The following is a 17,590-nucleotide window of genomic DNA, read 5'->3' as shown; positions in this document are numbered from 1 at the left end:
ATTGCACGCCTGGGAGGATGGTCGGGTTATCGTTCCCAACGTCCTCCAGGAATGCCCACTCTCGTCAAGGGTTTGCGGAAGTTTGAGTCGCTTTTCCTGGGGTGGAAACTTGCTCAGACTCCACTTGTGTGTACACCGTAGCAGTGAGACGGGGGGAATGATTCAAGCCACAGGGCGCGATCGCTTTATTGTGGTGATGACGGTTCAATCCGGGACAGCGCCTGAGGTTGAGGTTTTAAGAACTGGATTCAATCCCCAAATTCAGGTAGAAAACCAGACTATTGAAATAATAGAGGATAAAATTGTATTGAAATCGCTAAAAGAGGGTGCTAACTAGCTGACTTTTTATCCGGATAGAATTTATTCTATCGCGAAGAATTTCAGCAGACTTGTTTCACGAGTGTCTTTTAGGATTTATTGTTATGATGTCTGGTTTTGTAATAATTGCAATGTATGCCTTGTTTTGGATGTGGTTCTTTGGTGGCTTTGCACCGAAGAAAAAACCTCCAGCGAAAAAGCAATCCCCAGAACAAGAGTTAGCAGAAGCGCTGAGTAAATATTTGGCGACATTAAAAAAACCCGGAGATGCCAAATAACGGCGGGTGTAGGGGTGTAGGGTGTGGGGGCGCAAGAACCTGCATTGGTGTCAACTTAAGGTGCAAACTAATACTGACAAGTTTTTAAGCGGTGTCTGCCTAATCTTCTCAATTTTCCCCCTCATCCCCTAACCCCTTCTCCCTCGCTGGGGAGAATGGGGATCGGATTCCCTTCTAGTTAATCTAGCCGGGAAAAGGCGTTGGCGAAGCCTGTTCGACAGAACGTATCGCGAAACCACCCCAACCCATTCTCCCCTAATCCTTACCAAAAATAACCCGGTTCCACAATCGTTTGCCGTTCTTTGGGGTCATAATTCAGGCAATACTCTTGGGCAATGGCGTCTAATTCGCGCAGGCGTTTTACCTCAGTTTGTCCAATCTCAGTATCCGTGGATAACAGGATAACTTGATGAGACGCCGTGGGAAAATACCGTTCCACTAAATTACTCCGGTGAGAGGAATCTAACCGTCCTAACGGTGTATCAATCGCTACCGGAAGCTGGCGTCCAGAAACACGGGCGAGTCCCCAGAGAAAGGAAATCGCTAACAGTTGTTTTTCCCCCGCAGAGAGACGGTGTTTGGGAATTGGTTGTCCTTCCGGATCATACAGAGACAGGCTAAAGCTTTGGGTGTCAATAGCGACGCGGTGAACTAAGTCTGATTTATGCAGCAGATAACGGAAGCATTCGGTAACTTCTATTTCCAGTTTGTTGAGTTTTTTCAGAGTTAATTTCTCTCGAAATAATTCTAATGTGGTTTGCACCTTGGCAATAGAATTAATAATATGCTGATTATTTTTCAGTTTAATCGTTTCATCCGCATAAGTTTCCAACTCTTTTTTCGTTTTGGCAATTTGGTTCTTGATTTCCTCACAACGGCGAAAGGCATTTTCGTAAGCCGCTTTAACCTTAACCACTTGATTTTGGGCGTCAGTAAATGCCTGTTTCAGGGTATTGTAGGCTTCAGGCGATGCAGCCGTAGCAATTTGCCGTTCTAAAGCATCGATTTCAGTTTCTAGGGTTTGCAGACGTTCTCGTTGGCTTTGGGCGTTGGTTTGGGCGGTTGAAAGTTCATAGTTCAGCAGGGTTTCTAGGCGAGTGATAGCGGCTTCATCTGCCAATAACCATGGTTCCTCTTGGGCAGCAATTTCTTGATCCAGTTCTTGGTTGTCACTCTCTAGAAACGATTGAATCTGATTGACTCGCTTAGGTGTCAAGGAAATCTTTTTAATATACTGAATTAACCGAGTATCCCGTTCTTTTAACACATCCCGCGTCAGTTTAACTTGGTGCTGTCTTTGTTCCTGTTCGGCTTGGGCTTTCGCTTGTTCCAATAGCGGAGAAATCAGAGACAAGGGAAGCACACCCGCCGCCAAGTCTCGCATTTCTTGACGCACCTGATTTGCTTGTTCAATCAGTATTTCCGATTGGGCTTCCAGTTGACTACGTTCGCTGGCAAGTTTACCACCTTCGGAGACAAATTTATCCGAGGCTAACTGCTGTTCTTTTGCCGCATAGTCCAGTTTAGATTTTAGGGCGCTTAAGTCTTGTTGCGCCGCCTCCTGTTTTTCTTTTTGGTCAATAAGTTTGGCTTCAATATTATCTAAGGTTTCCAGTTCTTTCTGATTGGCAATATCCCGGCGCTTGCGACTAGCCAGAATATCTAAATCTGTGGACAAGCGTTCAGCCAATTCCAACCCAAGCAGGGATTGAATCGCACTCACCACTAGAGGAGGTGGGGTTTCCAGTTCCGCGAGTTCTTTGACTTGTTCCCCATCAAAGAGAAACAGGTTGGAGATACCCAAGGGAAGCAGATTTTCGATATAGTCATCCCAGGTATTTGCCAGGGCTTTATCGGGCCACTCTTCATCGACTAAAATACCCAAACTGTCTTTCCCATCTTTGGGGTCTTTTGTCCAATAGCGAACAATTCTGAGAATCCTAGGTTTATCCTCTTCTACGACTTCAAAGGCTAATTCAATACGGGTTTTTTCTGTGGGGGGAGTGTTACGGTTAACGCATTGATTGAGAAAATCACTATAGCTTAAATTCCCCCTAGTGGAACATTGGGCGCGGGAACCGTAGAGAGTGAGGCGAATGGCGTCCATCAGGGTGGTTTTTCCACCCCCATTCATCCCGCCAAATAGAATAATCGGATGGGTAGAATTAGTGGTTTTGGGACGGAGGTTGATGACTTGTCGCCCTTGATAGGGACCAAAGTTTTGCAGGGCGAGTTCCAGAAATATCATAGTCAGGGGCTAATGTGGACGGGGGTATAAAATCAGGGATAATCTTCAATCTAATATAAATGTCACTAACTTAAGTATTTGTCGTAAGTTTGTAGTAAGCGCTTTAGCGCTTATGGCACTAAAGTGCCTACTACGAACGAAGCGAGATGTTTTAAAATTCGCAACACATTATACAAGTCATTTCCCGGATTAAGGATATAAAATAATCGAGACAAAGCGTACTGTGGTGTTTCTCGGTTCGCCAGTTTCAGGAAAATAAAATTACTGCCATTCGTGATCAGTCCATAAGTTGGCGTGTCTGCTGTGGGATTAGCTAGCATATAGGCTAGGATTTGTGGCATACCTACCTCTAGTGAGAATGCGGCTTGTTTAGATTCAATCACTGCAATCCACACCTGTTCCCCTAAAGCTAAGACATCAATATCTCCCCTAACTTTAATGTCACCGTCATCAGCCGCAATTTCGACCGATTTTTCGGATTTTATATGGAATGGCGGTAAATAAAATCCCGCCAAATCCAGAAAAGGAGACAGGATGACCATTTTGACCGTGTTTTCTAGCAGAGGTGGATATTTGAGTAAATGAATATAGCTAGCTTTTACTCGGTCAAGGCGTTGCTTGTCTGAGTCGGTAATATCGGGTAAATCATCTTGCCATTCCCGGAAAAACTGATCATCTTCAATAAATGTAAGACCAAATTTAGTTTCCAGGTCATGTAAAGTAATCGTTCTCGCTAGAATTGTTTGCACCATAACCCAAAATAGAATGTGAACACCGATTATAGAGACGTTCATGCAACGTCTCTACAATGTTTTTGCTATCCATCTACATCTTCAGTATTCTCGGAATCGGGTTCAGGGAATTTCAAACTCGCCCAGGATAGCTGTTTAGATGTCTCTTGCTTCGGCTTATCCCAAACCTGTCTCAATTCGTGAACGTCCGATAAATCCTGTTTGATATCTTGAACCGTATTTTTCAGATGTCGCTGATAATGGGCGTGGTCAATCGCGTCTTCTCTAGAACGAGAACTGCTATTAAAGCATTTTTCCAGGCTTTCATAAATACCCCGTCGGGATTTAGTATGATATTGGCGTTCAGTGTCTAGAAGTTTTGCCATAAGTTCCAGATGCATTTCATCCGCATCACAGATTTCTTCTAAGACTGTCCATTCATCAGTCCCTAAAAGTTTGCGTTCGGCGCTAGGGCGGGAATCTTGGAAGGGTTCGCCTGTAACCTCTTCATAGATACGAGGTAAGCTATCGTCAAATTCATGCTTTTCTTCTAACCAGATACGGCGAATTTCACTAAGTTCCTCTGGAGTAATCAGAGTGATGTCGCGCATCTCTGGGGGTGCAGTATTCCGGACATGGGTTTGGGCTTCTAAAACTCGTCTTAACCAATGTTCCCGCCAGTATTTCGTATAGGGACCATGAATCGGTTTAACTGAGATTTCACCATCAACATTGCGTTCAAAGAGTTCGACTTTACCGTAAATACGGCGGAAGTCTCTCTTATCGTGATCGTCTTTAATATCCAAATCGTTGCGAATATCCAGCAGAGGCTGCATCCACTCTTTCTCCTCATCATTTTGGATCATTGCCTCCATGGACTTATCTTTATTTACCATGGTGCAAACCCAACAACCAAACCGGGAATCCCCACAGCTAGGCGTTGAGGTATCAACCACTAAAGGACATTCATTATCGGCTGTTGCGCCCTGATACATGGAGAATAAGTCTTTATTATTATTACCCCAAGGATTTTGCCACTGCATCAAATAAAGCCACACTTCATCGTTGCGCCAATCTTCAATCGGAGAGTAAATCAGAGAGTTGGGTAAACTCCCATTAGGGCTGAGGCGATCGCGAAGTCTACCTGCTTGATACTTTTCCATTGTGGCAGCACGTTTAGCACTTTCTGCTTTACGAGTACCCAAAACCAGAATTGTTTCACCATTCATGCGAACGACTTCACGGATAAAATGGTTAGCCGGATGAATTTTCAGACGTTCGGTACACCAACGAAATTGGTTGCGTGGTGCTGGATATCCTTTGCCAATTAAGTTTACCCAAAATGTTTGTTCAGTTTTCGGATAGAGCAAATGGGGTTCTATCGGCATTTCTTGCTCTTTTGCCGCCTGCTTCATTCGTTCCAAGGATTTACGAACCCAGGTAGAGACAATCGGATTTTCTACCCGCGTATCTGTTGTGATCACGTAAATCTTTTTCCTCCGTTTTTCCGGTGGCAATGCGGCGATCGCGTTCCAGATTAACTGTAATACGGTTGTGCTATCTTTCCCGCCACTCCAGCCAATAACGAAGGGTATTTCATCTTGACAGTATAAATCTTGGATTTCTGCTGTTAGCTTCTGTATATCTTCCACTAACTCAGCCACAGTACGTGGTGGGAAGAGAGAAGTCTGATGGGCTTGTGTCATAGTTCAAAGTCCGTATTTTCCCGGTTTCCGTTTCCAGCGAGACATAATTAGAATAGATATATAAGGTTTCACTGATTTTATTGGTTTATATGTCTGATTACAACCTCCTCGAGTCTGAATCCAATCAGCGGCTTGATGAAGTGCTTGAGCCGTACTTTGCCAAGCATCACCGTCAAAAGTGCTATCCTGGGCTGATTTTCCGGCAGGGCAAGCGTCAAATGATCCAGATTAACGTTCCTGCCGATGATTTGCCTACTCTGCTTCAAGCTAAACCCTCCACGGATAACAATCCTGATTCGGGTAAAAATCGTCCAGAGGTAAAAGGACATACTGATGAAATTAAACACTATATCCTCAATCGTATTGGTAAAGGCAAACCCTGGATTGTCGGAACCCTAACCGCCAATGTTGATCCAGAGAAGATTGAGGTAATCGAATTGGGAAGGGGAATTTGTCTAGTCATTATTCCTCGTGGTGTTAAGTTAGATGTTACGGATGGACAGCATCGCAAGCGTGCAATTCACGAACTCATAGAAAGTCCTGATGGCGAGTCAGTTGCGGATAATGATTTTCCCATAACGCTGGTTTTAGAGGGTGATTTTAGACAATGCCAGACTGATTTTAGAGATATGGCTCAAACTAAAGCATTGGATAAATCTCTACTTTTGTCCTTTGGTGAATTTGAAGGTACAGTTGGCATTACCAAGAATTTAATCGAGCAAGTTTCCATGTTTGAAGATAAGACAGAACGCATTAAAAATTCTCCATCTACAAAAAAGAAATTAATTTACACAACGAATTATATAGCTAAATTAGTAAGTTGTGCCTTTAGTAATGATCCAAATCATGCTCTGAAAGAACATAACGTTGATCAAGCCTCTGAAGCCTTAGCGAGTTGCCTCAATCAGTTTTTCTCAGAATGCAGTCAAACACAATACATTTGTGAAACTAATGTTGATGACTTGACTGTTGAAGACATTGCTACATTCAAAGAAGACTGTATTTTAGGTAGGAGTGTTGGACTAGACATTCTTGGACGCTTGCTCTACTTAACATTGAACCGAGGTATCTATACATTTGACACTGCAAAAGTATTACAACTTGCCCAACTGGATTGGTCAACAGCCAGTGAACTTTGGCAGGGAAATATTATCAAAAAAGACCCCAATCCCAAAAACCCATCTAAACCTTACAAAATCTCAGCCAGTGCCAGCCCGATCAGAATAGCGGTGAGTGTAGCTAAGGCAAAATTAGCTTGGATGTAAATAGTGGTGATCATTTTGTTAACGGTAAACCCAAATATCCTTTCAAATAAGCCACCATGCGCCCGACACTGGTTCGCGATCGCGAAATCTGACCCTTGACCATAATTCGCCCCTCCCAATCGGGATTAGAACGCGACCAATCAATCCGCCGCAATTCCTGCAACCGTTCCTCCCAGCTATTCGGATAAACCGAGAGTAACACTGACCCTACCGCCCCCAATCCTAAAAGTGCGATCGCGTGACTATGAACATAATCCTGGCGCATCTCCCTGGCGCTTACAGTCCGTTGTCTCACCGCCTCCCAATCTGGAATACAATAACTCACAGTTTGCCAATACCGGATTGCCAAATCAATCTGCTGTTCCAAGTCAGCCGTCTGCCAATCCGCCAACAGCATAGACGTAGCATTATAGAGGGTATGCAGCGTAAATAGCTTCCCCGATCGCACGGGTAATGTCCGATGTTCCCTATCGGTTAGGGTTCGGAACACATTAATATTTCTAATCACTGCTTTGACTACAGTTGCTTGGGGATGGCGATGATCATAGAGAATCGCCAGGGAAGCATCGGGATGAACCCCATAACGGTTGAGATCCAAAAACATCTGCTGGGTATAGCGCAAGCCAATATCCAACACTAAAATAACCGCCACTGTCTCATACCCCAACGCCGGATTTTGCTTCAGCGCCCACTCAAACACCGCGCAGCGATGCTGTCCATCGGTAATCTGAAACCGCGCATCCATGGGAACTCGTAAGCGCCCCATTTTTCGCCCTTCTTTCTCTGATCCAATGGGTTCAAAATTAATATCAGCGTCAATGGCGGCGGTAATCGCGGAAACGGTATAATTATCCGGATTATTCAATATATAGTTGGCAATATCTGGGACTCGTTTAGAATTTAGAGATCGCGCCACTCTCTGATCCGGCGGATTCTCTTCATCCTCCCTCGCAAACAGCTTAGGAATAAATCGCACTGGACACATCGACACATAATATTCCCGTCCCGCTTGAATCCCTCGGATGGCGGGTAAAACGTACTCGAAGGAAGGAATTAGTCCTTGGTCATTGGTCATTTGTCATTCGTCCTTTGTCATAGTTTTAGTAATCGTGACGAAAAAAAATAGAGTTGGGTTGATTTACATTGATTGACTGATTAGGAATTTTGATTTTGTAACTCATCGTGTTCCAGCCGTGCTAATGTTGTTGCTGCATCCGCTAACATTAAGGCAATATTCACACGAGAAACTTGATTTTTTGCAGCTTTAAACTCACCTGCAAGGAATTGCACTCGTGTCCGATACGCCTCGATAGAAGTCGGATCTAAAACCTTTACTGAATCACTCATTTTAATCACTCATTTTAATCACTCCAATTTTGGGTCAGGGCGGGTTTTGTTGTTCATTTATCGGTCACAAGCTAGCGCTAGTTCCTAAACCCGCCCCTACATGCCCTCACGGGTATTTCGTTGATGCATTAGGGATAGTCCTCTGGTGATCCAAAGATGACTCTGGAATACCCCCCTAACCTGAATGGCACTGACTTAAGCTGGGTTCGTAGTAGGCACTAAAGTGCCAGAAGCGCTTAAGCGCTTACTACGAACTCTAAAGTCAGTGACATTCCCCCTAACCTCAGTATGGCACAATTTTAGTTTTTAAAAACCCATTTGACATAAAAATATTAAATCAGTTATTTTTAAAAACAGACTAAAATATTATAAAACCGATGAGTAGCCCCGACAAGCCAAAAGCAGACATCGCCAGCCAAATCCTGGAACAAGACAGCCAGGATCGACAGGCGCTAGCCCTGCTATTGGATCGCCATTTAGCCAGAAGCGATCGCCTTCTTGTCCAAAAAACCCAGATGGGGAGTACCGAAGCCTTTATCGGGTCTGTCACCCTCGAATGGTTAGATAGCCGCGTCCGCTTCGCCTCCCAACTCCCCCTATTCCGGCAAAAATTCGACCCCCAAACCGATAACGTCATCCGGGATGAAGAAACCGTCGATGAAATCCTGCAACGTCCCCTCGACTGGTCGCGTCAAGCCCCCCTCACCCAATACCTCGCCGCCCGCCAAGCCCACAAATTCCCCGCCGTTCTCGTCGTTCACAGCCCCACCTGGGTAGACAATCCCAAAGCCAAAGAATGGGATAAACAAGGACGCGCCCGCCAGTCGGCGGCGGACTTCATTCCTCTTGACCAAAGCCAAACCGTGGGACTCATCGATGTCTCCCCTTCCGTGTCTATCTTCGCCCTCGATGGTCAACACCGACTCATGGGTGTCCAGGGACTAATGACGTTACTCAAAACTGGGAGACTGCAACGTTACAACAAAAACAAGAAACCCGTGGGCAGTGTAATCACCATAGACGACCTAATCGACGAATACCAACTCGACCCCGCCTACTTACAACGCCTCGCCCAGGAAAAAATCGGCATTGAATTCATCCCCGCCGTCGCCAAAGGCGAAACCCGAGAAGCCGCAAGACGGCGCGTCCGGTCTATTTTCGTCCACGTCAACTTAATGGCATTACGCTTAAGTAAAGGACAACTCGCCCTATTAAATGAAAATGACGGCTTTTCCATCGTCGCCCGGAAAATTGCCGTCAACCATCCCTTATTAAAAGAAGTCCCTGGACGCAACCCCCGTGTTAATTGGGATAGCGCCACCGTCGCCGCCAAATCCACCGTATTAACCACCCTCCAGGCGTTAAATGAAATGTCTCAACGGTATCTAGACCATCAATTTCCCCACTGGAAACCGCCGGAGAAAAAAGGATTAATCCCGATGCGTCCCGATGATGAGGAATTAGAAGCGGGAATTGACAGCTTTAATCAATTTTTTGACCACCTAGCCAGCTTACCCAGTTATCAACGGTTAGACCAAGGAGAAGAAACCCCCCAGTTACGCCGTTTCAGCTTTGAGAAAAATGGCGGTGAGGGGAATATCCTCTTCCGTCCCGTCGGGCAAATTGCCTTTACCCAAGCGTTAGGAATTGTGGTATTTCAGAAAAAGTTATCGCTAAAAACGGTATTTAAAAAACTCAGTAAATACGACGCCGAAGGGGGATTTAGTCAGATGGAGACGCCCCAATCCCTGTGGTATGGGGTGTTATTTGACCCGAATAAAAAGCGGATCATGGTATCAGGACGAGATTTAGCCGCCCGATTACTGATTTATATCATTGCGGGGACAGAGGATGGAATGGAAAAGGCAGAACTGCGGCGAGAATTAGCCGAAGCCAGAACAATTGAAGGGAAAGCCGTTGGGTTTAATGGTAAGTTTGTCAAGCCCAGAGATGTAGGATTTCCGCCTGTATTGTGAATGCTGATAGATTGTGTGGAATTGAAGGGTAATTGTAACGGTAGGGGCGACCCGCTTGCATCAATTAACAACGGTGTCCACTCAATTTTATCGGGTCGCCCTTTACTAAGGTTTCTTTGTAGCCAGTCGCTGCACTCTTGTTAATTGGAAACTTATTACTTTTATCGACTCGCCCTCCCTAATGTAGGTTGTATTGTCCGGGTACTGCTGCAAAGCAAAATTGACAGCTTCTTGAATTATTTGAGGTTGGGCATGGTGATATAGGACAGGGAAGAATGCAGTCCATAGAGATTGCTCAACTCGTTGTTGCTGACTAATCCATTGCCACTGCTGGATGATAATAGATTCAATGTCGATGATGTTCTTGCCAGCCTTTCCAACTACAGCTAGGTAAGTTCTGCGAACTTCATGATCATCAGGAGTAGGGTGGGTTAGGCGGAATTAAATCCAGGAAATAGCCATTTAATGGGATATCCGCCGTAACCCACCAACAATGCACCCCTTACACCATTAAAGCCTTTAATTTTGTTGGGTTTCCTGCGTCACTCCAACCGACAACTTAAGGAAACCCCCCTATGATTTGATATCCACTGTAACCCACTAATAAGGTACATCTTGCACCGTTAAAGCTGTAGAAAGATTAAAATTGTGCTAATTTCAAAAAAAATAATTATTTCAATAAATTAATAAAAGAGTATATAAGTAAACCGAAATAGGGAAAACACATAACAAGCGGAATGTATTTTTCTACGTTAGTCAAACGCAAATATTTTTGAATATCATCTTGGTCTTTATTTAATATTTCTGCTTCTGTGGCATAACAAGACAAAGGCAAATATTTTTCTATCTCATGAATAACTTTAAACTTAGCTGAATTAAGCTGCTTATAGGAACGGATGTTAATATGCCACAAGAAACACAAGACAAGTCCCAAAATGGCTACGGCTAACAGAACCACATTTTGAGAGCCTGCGAAGAGACTTTTGTTAAAGCCAATAGAAATAAAAGCCAACCACCCCGACAGCAAGGAAATGTAAAAGCTATTCGTTTGACCTCTTCTGGCACTGATCCGGTCAGCCATTTCTACATACAGTTTGTATTGGTCTAATAGATGTGCCTGAAAGTTATCGCCGTAACTTTCTTTAGCTGCATCCGATAAGCAAGGTTGAGTTATCTGCTGTGAGTCAACCCACCCTCAGCCTGATCATTTTCGGTCAATTCCACCAGGGAGGGAATCGTACAAGTGACAAACAATCTCGGCGGATCAGTTTGAGGGCGAACAGTCAGAGGTTTCTTGGTGGGATTTTGCCTCTCTAAGGTTCCATCAGCGACATCCAGCAACGCCGCCAATAAACGCTTGGCATTCCCTTGAACGACTCGACCCTTACTATACTCTGTCATGCGTTGAACCCAGGGAGTTCTGTAAAACTTGATAACAACTTCAGGAAAACCGGAGGTGTTGTCCCTAACCGGAAGTGATTGAACTCCCAACCTAGTCTTTATTCTAAAGCCTTTACCCCAAGCCTGTTGCTTGCGGCTATCAACCGGACGATTTCATCGAACTGTAGCGTTCAAGGTTCGGTTATGGGTTCAACCAAAAATTGTCGATGGATTCAACAGTTAATCCAGGGGTTCAAACACTTGAATTCCCACCGATGGCTAATGATCATCATCAAGTTTCTGATTCCCTTCTTGATTGGATTGTTTTATCCCAATCTGGCGTTATTGATTGAAGTGTTAATTCTAATTGGGGAACTGTGGGATAGTTTAAGGTAGTGGCGTAGCACACCTTATTTGATGAATCGTAGGGGCGCAAAGACTTGCGCCCGATTCAATGGTCTTAATTGGTAAATTAGCATTGTAGGGGCGCACCGACGTGCGCCCAACAGACGTGTGCTTAAGTCGATTTAGTCATCTGATCAGGGCACGATAGTATCGTGCCCCTACCGAATTCAATTATCCCTAATCTAGGGTAGGGAACATTGCCGTACCCTCTTATCACTCGCGTAAAGCGATCGCGTGGTATAACTGAGACGATTATCCACCGTAAAAAGGATAAAATGGTGCTTTGCTCTAGACCTCGCTGATAATAGAATTAATTCAGTTGACTAGCACAGCGATGGAAACTTTAACCCTGAACGTACCCCCTACCGTCGGCTTAACCGACGAGCAATTTTATCAACTTTGTGTGGCAAATGAACAATGGCGTTTAGAACTTACCGCTGATGGAGAATTAATGATTATGCCCCCAACAGGTGGAGAAAGTGGCATTAGAAATGCCGATTTGACCACAGATTTGAATCTGTGGAATCGTCGAACCCGGCTGGGAAAAGTGTTCGACTCCTCCACGGAGTTTCAATTACCCAATAATGCCAAACGTTGTCCCGATGTATCCTGGGTAATCCTGGAAAGATGGCAAGCCTTATCCCCTGAACAACGGCGACGTTTTCCGCCCTTATGTCCAGACTTTGTAATTGAACTTCGTTCTGAAAGCGATTCGCTTCAAAGTTTACGTGCCAAAATGTTAGAGTACCGGGATAATGGTGCCCGTTTAGGTTGGCTAATTGATCCTCAAACTCCCCTAGTGGAAATTTATCGACCATTCGTTGATGTCGAACAAATCAATTTTTCTATTGATGCACCACCCACACTTTCAGGCGAAGATGTATTGCCGGGTTTTGTTCTTGATTTAACGGTAATACTGAATCCTTAAAGTGATCAGAATTAGGCATAATTTACTCCTAGACATCGCTGATAATAGTATTAATTCAGTTGGCTGGCACAAAAATGGACACTCTAACCCTGAACGTACCCCCTACCGTCGGCTTAACCGACGAACAATTTTATCAACTTTGTGTGGCAAATGAACAATGGCGCTTAGAACTTACCGCTGATGGAGAATTAATGATTATGCCCCCAACAGGTGGAGAAAGTGGGATTAGTAATGCAGGTTTGACGGCTAAAGTTTACAATTGGAACGAGCAAACCCGACTGGGAAAAGTGTTTGACTCGTCCACTGAATTTCGATTACCCAATAATGCCAAACGTTGTCCCGATGTATCCTGGGTAATTCTGGAACGATGGGAAGCATTATCCCCTGAACAACGGCGACGCTTTCCGCCCTTATGTCCAGACTTTGTGATCGAACTTCGTTCTGAAAGCGATTCGCTTCAAAGTTTACGTGCCAAAATGTTAGAGTACCAGGATAATGGCGCTCGTTTAGGTTGGCTAATTGATCCTCAAACTCCCCTAGTGGAAATTTATCGACCAGGCGTTGATGTCGAACTGATCAATTTCTCTATTGATGCACCACCCACACTTTCAGGCGAAGATGTGTTACCGGGATTTGTCCTCGATTTAACGGTTATACTGAATCCTTAAATTTCTAATTCAATCCACTTTATAGCGTTTCTCATTTTTTATTTAGGCGCAAGGATGGTGCCCCTACATCACTCTTTGTATGGGTTAACCCTACGCATTTAGGAACCGCTATAGAAATCTGGTCAAATCAAAATCGTCGTCAGGAACCTCTTGTTTAAACCGTTGTGCATTCAAAACTAATAATAATCGCTCCGAATAATCCACCGCCCCCCGCAACTCGTCTCGTAATATTTGTAAGCCGCCATTAGCATATTCTTCAAAAATATGAATCCGTTCCTCCTCGGCTTTGGCGTCAAAGGAGGAGAGAATCTTGGCATCTTTGGTTTCGACAAGCGCCAAAAGTTTAATCAGTGCGTCATATCCCCTCGACACAAATATCTCTAAGCCAATCGGTGCGGGTTCTTTCTTGGCAATTGTTCCCAGAGGCGATCGCTTCTTGCGCTTGACCCCCAACGCTGCTGCAAATGCGATAACGTCAGCATACGTTTGAAAGGGTCCGGTTGTATCGGTTGATGCGGTTAACGCTTTGACTAAATCGGCTTGATCTTTGGCAATCCGGATGCGATTGACACCCATTCCCGTGATATCCTCCTATTTTCGTCATTCGTCATTTGTCATTCGTCATTCGTCATTCGTCATTTGTCATTTGTCATTTGGTCGGGGCGGGTTTTGCAGCCAAGCTAGGGATAACAATCAATATTAGTCCCTAAACCCGCCCCTACACACAGACGTTCCATGGCTCGTCTGGAACATTGCTCCCCCTGCTCCCCCTGCTCCCCCTGCTCCCCCTGCTCCCCCTGCTTCCCCTGCTTCCCCAGCGAAAAGACGTAGCATGCTACGTCTCTACACGGCTCCCTAGCCACCACCCTACTGGGTTTGCTGAATGTAGAGTAAAATACCCCGTGCGATCGCCTGGGCAATTTGGCTGCGAAATTCTGGTGTGGCAAGTCTCGGCGCATCCTCAGCCCCGGTAACAAACCCCACTTCCACTAACGCAGAAGGCATAGAGGTGCGTCGGATGACATAAAATCTGCCTTGTTTCACCCCGCGATTCCGCATTCCGGTACTCTGTAATAGACTGTTTTGAATCGCATCAGCTAGCCCTCGCCCATTGGCATAATAATAGGTTTCCACACCATTCACATCGGGACGACTCAGGCTAATTGCATTGGCGTGAATACTGACAAATAGGTCAACATTGGTTTGTTCCGCCAGTTGAACTCGCCCTCTGAGGCTAATAAATCGGTCATCCGATCGCGTTAATATCGTTTGCACACCCTGTTGTTCTAAAATGGCGGCAACCTGGAGAGAAATGGGCAAAATCACGTTCTTCTCCTGTAAGCCCCCAATCCCTACAGCACCGGGATCTTTGCCCCCATGTCCCGGATCAAGCATCACCACAACGCGACTATTACGAACCCCAGGAAATACAGTCGGAGGCGGTGAACTCTCTGGCGGTAATCGTTCCGGTGGCGGTACGGGAAGCGAACCTGTTGGCGGTGAAGTGACTCTCCTCTGTCGCAGGGATAGGGCTAAGAGTTGATCGCTGGGTTGATTGAGTTCGCCAATTTGGGTATTTCGATCCGGTTGAACCACAATCACCACGGTACGCGAATCAGGCTGGCGTAGTCTCACCTGGGATAATGGACTATTCACGCCTAGCTGAGGTCCTTGAATTCGGTCAGCCAGTTGAGCATCTGGGATGGTAATTTGGAACTGGTTGGCGCTGGGATTCCAATTTCCCCGCGCCCGAATCCGTCCATTCGCCCGGATTAATAATTGAGTGCCATTTTGGGCGATGTCCACCGATTCAATGGTGGCGAGAGATGTAGCCGCCGTTGGTTCCCGATCAGATCGCGGCGATAAGCCATCAAGCTGCGACGCCGAAACTCCTCTGGGTAATAATACCAAACCGCCAACAGAACTATAATTCATCTGCCAGTCGGGACTCTCCCGATTCACGTTTAACGTGATCCGAGTTGGGGATGAACCCGACGATTGGGACAATTGAATTTGGTTGACCCCATAGCGATTCACCGACACCGTTTGATTCAGTAAGTCTGGGGGTAGGGTAATTCCGTCCACCTCAAACTCAATGGTTTCGCGATCGCGACTTCGTTCCACCTGAATCTCTTGGGCTTCCCCGTCATTGGTGCGAATGAAAAACCCATCCCGTGTCACCTGAATCGGATCAAGTTGCACACTTGACTCTGTTGTCTCAGGAGAGGGTTCCGGTGGTGTGGGACGAGGTACGGGTTGGGGGGGAGGAGTTGTCGGCGGTAGGGGACGAGGTGCGGGTGTGGTTATCCGCTGCGGTTCAGGAAGTTGTACAAACCACTGTCTCGGTGACGCCCCACGAAATTGAATCTGTTGCGGGTCTATAGTATAACCCGGTGTAATTTCTACCACAATCCGCGTCGTCTGGCGGTCAAACTGTCCCACCCGAATTTCGCGAATCCCTCCCCCTACAGGCTGGCTGACGCTGGGGCGTCCCAACGTCGTACCGGGTAAATCGATAACCAGGCGTAGGGGATTAGGAATCAGTTGGGCTGTGGGTTGAACGCTACCATCTGTCGTAAATTCCAGTTGATTTTGACTCGCATCAAATCGCCACAGCAGAAGTCTGGCGGCTTCTGCGGGTAATGAAACCAGAAACGTACTCCAGAAGCTAATAAGTAGCAGTAGCCACTGAATTTTCCTCATTCCCCTACCCTCACGATTAATCGTTTAACTGCCAATTGCTTGCTCAATGTCAGCCTGGTCTAGTTTACGTCCAATTAGCACTAATCGAGTTTGGCGAGATTCGCCGTTGTGCCACAGTCGATCATAGAATGAATCGAAGCGATTGCCGACTCCCTGCAAGACTAGACGCATGGGTTTATTGGGTACAGACACAAAGCCTTTGATCCGGTAAATCTCCTGCTGTTGCACGAGTTGTTGCAGTTTGGCGATTAGGGTTTTGGGTTCAAAGGCTTGATCGGATATAAATTGGACGGAATTAATCTCGTCATCATGGTCGTGGTCGTCCTCGGTATCATGATGACTGGGACGGCTATCTAAATTATCCTCAACGGCGGCGTTGAACCCGAGTAAGAGTTCCGGCTGAATTTGTCCCTGATCACAAGGGACAACCTTAACTCCCGTGGGTAATTGATCCTGTAACCAGTCTTTGATTTGAGTCAGCGTCGCCTGATCGACTAAATCAATTTTCGTCAGCAAGACTAAATCCGCACAAGCCAATTGGTCTTCAAAGAGTTCCTCAATCGGGGTTTCATGGTCTAAATTGGGGTCAGCTTGGCGTTGGGCTTCTAAGGCATTAATGTCACCGACTAACGTTCCGGCGGCTAACGCCTGACAATCTACCACGGTAATTACTCCATCAACAGTAGCACCGTTGCGAATGGGAGTCCAACGGAAGGCTTGAACTAAGGGTTTGGGTAAGGCTAATCCAGAGGTTTCAATTAGCATACAATCGATGCGATCGCGCCGTTGCAAGAGTTGCTGCATTGTCGGGAAGAATTCTTCCTGAACCGTGCAGCACAAGCAGCCATTGGTCAGTTCGACAATATTATCGTTGGGATTGTCCTCCTCATCACAAATTTGGCAGGAACGCAATAACTCGCCATCAATACCCACTTCGCCAAACTCATTCACCAGAACGGCTATTTTACGTCCTTGGTTGTTTTGCAGTAAATGGCGCATCAACGTGGTTTTGCCAGAACCGAGAAAGCCAGTAATTACAGTTACGGGAATTTTATGCATGATTATTTAACCTCAGGATAAGGGTGGAATTCGTGCTAAGATGCCTTTTTTTAGGGGTTCAGGTCGTTTTGACCAAGGCAATAAACCATCGGGTTGGCTATGATATAAACTGGCACAATCTAGGATAGCCGCTGCTGTTTCGGGTAAGGTTTCTACATCGATGGGTAAATCTCCAAACAGATAAGTATGTTTAGAGGGTGCAGCTAAAGAAACCGCACAAGGGCGACTACAAGCACTCATACACTCAACAGGTTGAAGTTTAAATTCATCCCGGAGTGACCAGTTTTGGTGGAGTTCCTGCAAGGGTTCTAGCAGTTTTTCGCCACCACTTTGACCAACTCGCTTGCCATCTTGCCAAGTGCTGGCGCAGGTTGTACAAACAAATAGGGTATGTTGATGAGTCATTGTGTTTAATTACAGAATTGTTCTGGGGTGATGAAGCGCTAAAACCGTATCAGTTCTAGGGATTTTAGGAGGGTTGTGTTGCTTGCCAGCCGTTTCTAAAGACAGTTCACTATCTGCTATTTCAACTCAATAGCAGCAGTCTGAAATTAGAGAGAATGGCTAGTACCGCTAGG

The 17,590-nt window shown here is 45.7% G+C and carries 19 protein-coding genes and 1 pseudogene; 8 read left to right on the top strand and 12 right to left on the bottom strand.

Annotated elements, in window-relative coordinates:
• From RIG66_RS14130 to RIG66_RS14120, 3 genes and pseudogenes are all read left to right on the top strand, one after another.
• Nucleotides 1-141 (top strand): annotated as a pseudogene (locus RIG66_RS14130) (IS4-like element ISSysp3 family transposase); the annotation flags it as partial.
• A 16-nt stretch (nt 142-157) separates the two neighbouring features.
• Complete coding sequence (locus tag RIG66_RS14125; protein ID WP_446378982.1) at nt 158-337, top strand: hypothetical protein; 180 nt, start codon at nt 158-160, stop codon at nt 335-337.
• Nucleotides 338-422: 85 nt separating this feature from the next.
• Complete coding sequence (locus RIG66_RS14120; RefSeq protein WP_446378980.1) at nt 423-596, top strand: hypothetical protein; 174 nt, start codon at nt 423-425, stop codon at nt 594-596.
• Between the two features lie 262 nt (nt 597-858).
• Here RIG66_RS14120 and dndD read toward each other — a convergent pair whose 3' ends face one another.
• The 3 genes from dndD to dndC form a co-directional block, all read right to left on the bottom strand.
• Nucleotides 859-2,844: a DNA sulfur modification protein DndD gene (gene dndD, locus RIG66_RS14115; RefSeq protein ID WP_446378978.1), complete on the bottom strand. Its 1,986-nt coding sequence runs from the start codon at nt 2,842-2,844 to the stop codon at nt 859-861.
• A gap of 110 nt (nt 2,845-2,954) precedes the next feature.
• A complete protein-coding gene (locus tag RIG66_RS14110) occupies nt 2,955-3,596 on the bottom strand; it encodes a restriction endonuclease subunit R (RefSeq protein WP_446378986.1) in 642 nt (213 codons plus the stop codon).
• Between the two features lie 65 nt (nt 3,597-3,661).
• The gene (dndC, locus tag RIG66_RS14105; RefSeq protein WP_446378976.1) at nt 3,662-5,281 is read right to left on the bottom strand and encodes a DNA phosphorothioation system sulfurtransferase DndC; all 1,620 of its coding nucleotides are present in this window, start codon (nt 5,279-5,281) and stop codon (nt 3,662-3,664) included.
• Nucleotides 5,282-5,370: 89 nt separating this feature from the next.
• Between dndC and RIG66_RS14100 the strand changes: the two genes are divergently transcribed.
• A complete protein-coding gene (locus tag RIG66_RS14100; RefSeq protein ID WP_446378974.1) occupies nt 5,371-6,546 on the top strand; it encodes a DNA sulfur modification protein DndB in 1,176 nt (391 codons plus the stop codon).
• Between the two features lie 10 nt (nt 6,547-6,556).
• On the opposite strand, the gene dndB is transcribed toward RIG66_RS14100, so the two are convergent.
• Entirely contained in the window at nt 6,557-7,621 is a 1,065-nt protein-coding gene (dndB, locus tag RIG66_RS14095; protein WP_446378972.1) for a DNA sulfur modification protein DndB, read from the bottom strand.
• A gap of 80 nt (nt 7,622-7,701) precedes the next feature.
• Complete coding sequence (locus RIG66_RS14090) at nt 7,702-7,893, bottom strand: hypothetical protein (RefSeq protein ID WP_446378970.1); 192 nt, start codon at nt 7,891-7,893, stop codon at nt 7,702-7,704.
• Between the two features lie 377 nt (nt 7,894-8,270).
• On the opposite strand from RIG66_RS14090, the gene RIG66_RS14085 reads away from it, so the two are divergent.
• A complete protein-coding gene (locus RIG66_RS14085; protein ID WP_446378968.1) occupies nt 8,271-9,869 on the top strand; it encodes a DGQHR domain-containing protein in 1,599 nt (532 codons plus the stop codon).
• A 670-nt stretch (nt 9,870-10,539) separates the two neighbouring features.
• Here RIG66_RS14085 and RIG66_RS14080 read toward each other — a convergent pair.
• Together RIG66_RS14080 and RIG66_RS14075 are read right to left on the bottom strand one after the other, a co-directional pair.
• The gene (locus RIG66_RS14080) at nt 10,540-11,043 is read right to left on the bottom strand and encodes a RipA family octameric membrane protein (protein ID WP_446378984.1); all 504 of its coding nucleotides are present in this window, start codon (nt 11,041-11,043) and stop codon (nt 10,540-10,542) included.
• Entirely contained in the window at nt 11,040-11,270 is a 231-nt protein-coding gene (locus tag RIG66_RS14075; protein WP_446378966.1) for a hypothetical protein, read from the bottom strand. Before RIG66_RS14075 ends, RIG66_RS14080 begins: the two co-directional genes overlap by 4 nt.
• Nucleotides 11,271-11,453: 183 nt before the next feature.
• On the opposite strand from RIG66_RS14075, the gene RIG66_RS14070 reads away from it, so the two are divergent.
• The 3 genes from RIG66_RS14070 to RIG66_RS14060 all read left to right on the top strand — a co-directional run bounded on the left by RIG66_RS14070 (nt 11,454) and on the right by RIG66_RS14060 (nt 13,250).
• A complete protein-coding gene (locus tag RIG66_RS14070; RefSeq protein WP_446378964.1) occupies nt 11,454-11,645 on the top strand; it encodes a hypothetical protein in 192 nt (63 codons plus the stop codon).
• Nucleotides 11,646-11,988: 343 nt separating this feature from the next.
• Nucleotides 11,989-12,582 (top strand): Uma2 family endonuclease, encoded by a 594-nt coding sequence (locus RIG66_RS14065; protein ID WP_446378962.1) that lies wholly within the window; start codon nt 11,989-11,991, stop codon nt 12,580-12,582.
• Between the two features lie 74 nt (nt 12,583-12,656).
• Nucleotides 12,657-13,250 carry a Uma2 family endonuclease gene (locus RIG66_RS14060; protein ID WP_446378960.1) on the top strand — a complete coding sequence of 198 codons (594 nt, stop codon included), beginning with the start codon at nt 12,657-12,659 and terminating at the stop codon, nt 13,248-13,250.
• A gap of 108 nt (nt 13,251-13,358) precedes the next feature.
• On the opposite strand, the gene RIG66_RS14055 is transcribed toward RIG66_RS14060, so the two are convergent.
• The 5 genes from RIG66_RS14055 to RIG66_RS14035 form a co-directional block, all read right to left on the bottom strand.
• Nucleotides 13,359-13,826, bottom strand: coding sequence for a DNA phosphorothioation-associated protein 4 (locus tag RIG66_RS14055; protein ID WP_446343089.1), 468 nt, complete (start codon nt 13,824-13,826; stop codon nt 13,359-13,361).
• Nucleotides 13,827-13,949: 123 nt separating this feature from the next.
• Complete coding sequence (locus RIG66_RS14050) at nt 13,950-14,084, bottom strand: hypothetical protein (protein WP_446378958.1); 135 nt, start codon at nt 14,082-14,084, stop codon at nt 13,950-13,952.
• Nucleotides 14,085-14,117: 33 nt separating this feature from the next.
• Complete coding sequence (locus RIG66_RS14045) at nt 14,118-15,953, bottom strand: N-acetylmuramoyl-L-alanine amidase (RefSeq protein ID WP_446378956.1); 1,836 nt, start codon at nt 15,951-15,953, stop codon at nt 14,118-14,120.
• A 24-nt stretch (nt 15,954-15,977) separates the two neighbouring features.
• Nucleotides 15,978-17,012: a cobalamin biosynthesis protein CobW gene (gene cobW / locus RIG66_RS14040; protein ID WP_446378954.1), complete on the bottom strand. Its 1,035-nt coding sequence runs from the start codon at nt 17,010-17,012 to the stop codon at nt 15,978-15,980.
• Nucleotides 17,013-17,024: 12 nt separating this feature from the next.
• A complete protein-coding gene (locus tag RIG66_RS14035) occupies nt 17,025-17,417 on the bottom strand; it encodes a DUF1636 domain-containing protein (RefSeq protein ID WP_446378952.1) in 393 nt (130 codons plus the stop codon).
• Between the last annotated feature and the right edge of the window lie 173 nt (nt 17,418-17,590).

The sequence above is a fragment of the Coleofasciculus sp. E2-BRE-01 genome, from assembly GCF_040221695.1.
Taxonomy (GTDB): Bacteria; Cyanobacteriota; Cyanobacteriia; order Cyanobacteriales; family Coleofasciculaceae; genus Coleofasciculus.
This window is presented reverse-complemented; position numbering and strand designations above follow the sequence as displayed.

What these genes read in the sequence shown, in the direction of transcription:
- RIG66_RS14125 (WP_446378982.1), top strand. Translation starts at nt 158, where the DNA reads ATGATTCAAGCCACAGGGCGCGATCGCTTTATTGTGGTGATGACGGTT.
- RIG66_RS14120 (WP_446378980.1), top strand. Translation starts at nt 423, where the DNA reads ATGATGTCTGGTTTTGTAATAATTGCAATGTATGCCTTGTTTTGGATG.
- dndD (WP_446378978.1), bottom strand. Translation starts at nt 2,844, where the DNA reads ATGATATTTCTGGAACTCGCCCTGCAAAACTTTGGTCCCTATCAAGGG.
- RIG66_RS14110 (WP_446378986.1), bottom strand. Translation starts at nt 3,596, where the DNA reads ATGGTGCAAACAATTCTAGCGAGAACGATTACTTTACATGACCTGGAA.
- dndC (WP_446378976.1), bottom strand. Translation starts at nt 5,281, where the DNA reads ATGACACAAGCCCATCAGACTTCTCTCTTCCCACCACGTACTGTGGCT.
- RIG66_RS14100 (WP_446378974.1), top strand. Translation starts at nt 5,371, where the DNA reads ATGTCTGATTACAACCTCCTCGAGTCTGAATCCAATCAGCGGCTTGAT.
- dndB (WP_446378972.1), bottom strand. Translation starts at nt 7,621, where the DNA reads ATGACCAATGACCAAGGACTAATTCCTTCCTTCGAGTACGTTTTACCC.
- RIG66_RS14090 (WP_446378970.1), bottom strand. Translation starts at nt 7,893, where the DNA reads ATGAGTGATTCAGTAAAGGTTTTAGATCCGACTTCTATCGAGGCGTAT.
- RIG66_RS14085 (WP_446378968.1), top strand. Translation starts at nt 8,271, where the DNA reads ATGAGTAGCCCCGACAAGCCAAAAGCAGACATCGCCAGCCAAATCCTG.
- RIG66_RS14075 (WP_446378966.1), bottom strand. Translation starts at nt 11,270, where the DNA reads ATGACAGAGTATAGTAAGGGTCGAGTCGTTCAAGGGAATGCCAAGCGT.
- RIG66_RS14070 (WP_446378964.1), top strand. Translation starts at nt 11,454, where the DNA reads ATGGGTTCAACCAAAAATTGTCGATGGATTCAACAGTTAATCCAGGGG.
- RIG66_RS14065 (WP_446378962.1), top strand. Translation starts at nt 11,989, where the DNA reads ATGGAAACTTTAACCCTGAACGTACCCCCTACCGTCGGCTTAACCGAC.
- RIG66_RS14060 (WP_446378960.1), top strand. Translation starts at nt 12,657, where the DNA reads ATGGACACTCTAACCCTGAACGTACCCCCTACCGTCGGCTTAACCGAC.
- RIG66_RS14055 (WP_446343089.1), bottom strand. Translation starts at nt 13,826, where the DNA reads ATGGGTGTCAATCGCATCCGGATTGCCAAAGATCAAGCCGATTTAGTC.
- RIG66_RS14050 (WP_446378958.1), bottom strand. Translation starts at nt 14,084, where the DNA reads ATGCTACGTCTTTTCGCTGGGGAAGCAGGGGAAGCAGGGGGAGCAGGG.
- RIG66_RS14045 (WP_446378956.1), bottom strand. Translation starts at nt 15,953, where the DNA reads ATGAGGAAAATTCAGTGGCTACTGCTACTTATTAGCTTCTGGAGTACG.
- cobW (WP_446378954.1), bottom strand. Translation starts at nt 17,012, where the DNA reads ATGCATAAAATTCCCGTAACTGTAATTACTGGCTTTCTCGGTTCTGGC.
- RIG66_RS14035 (WP_446378952.1), bottom strand. Translation starts at nt 17,417, where the DNA reads ATGACTCATCAACATACCCTATTTGTTTGTACAACCTGCGCCAGCACT.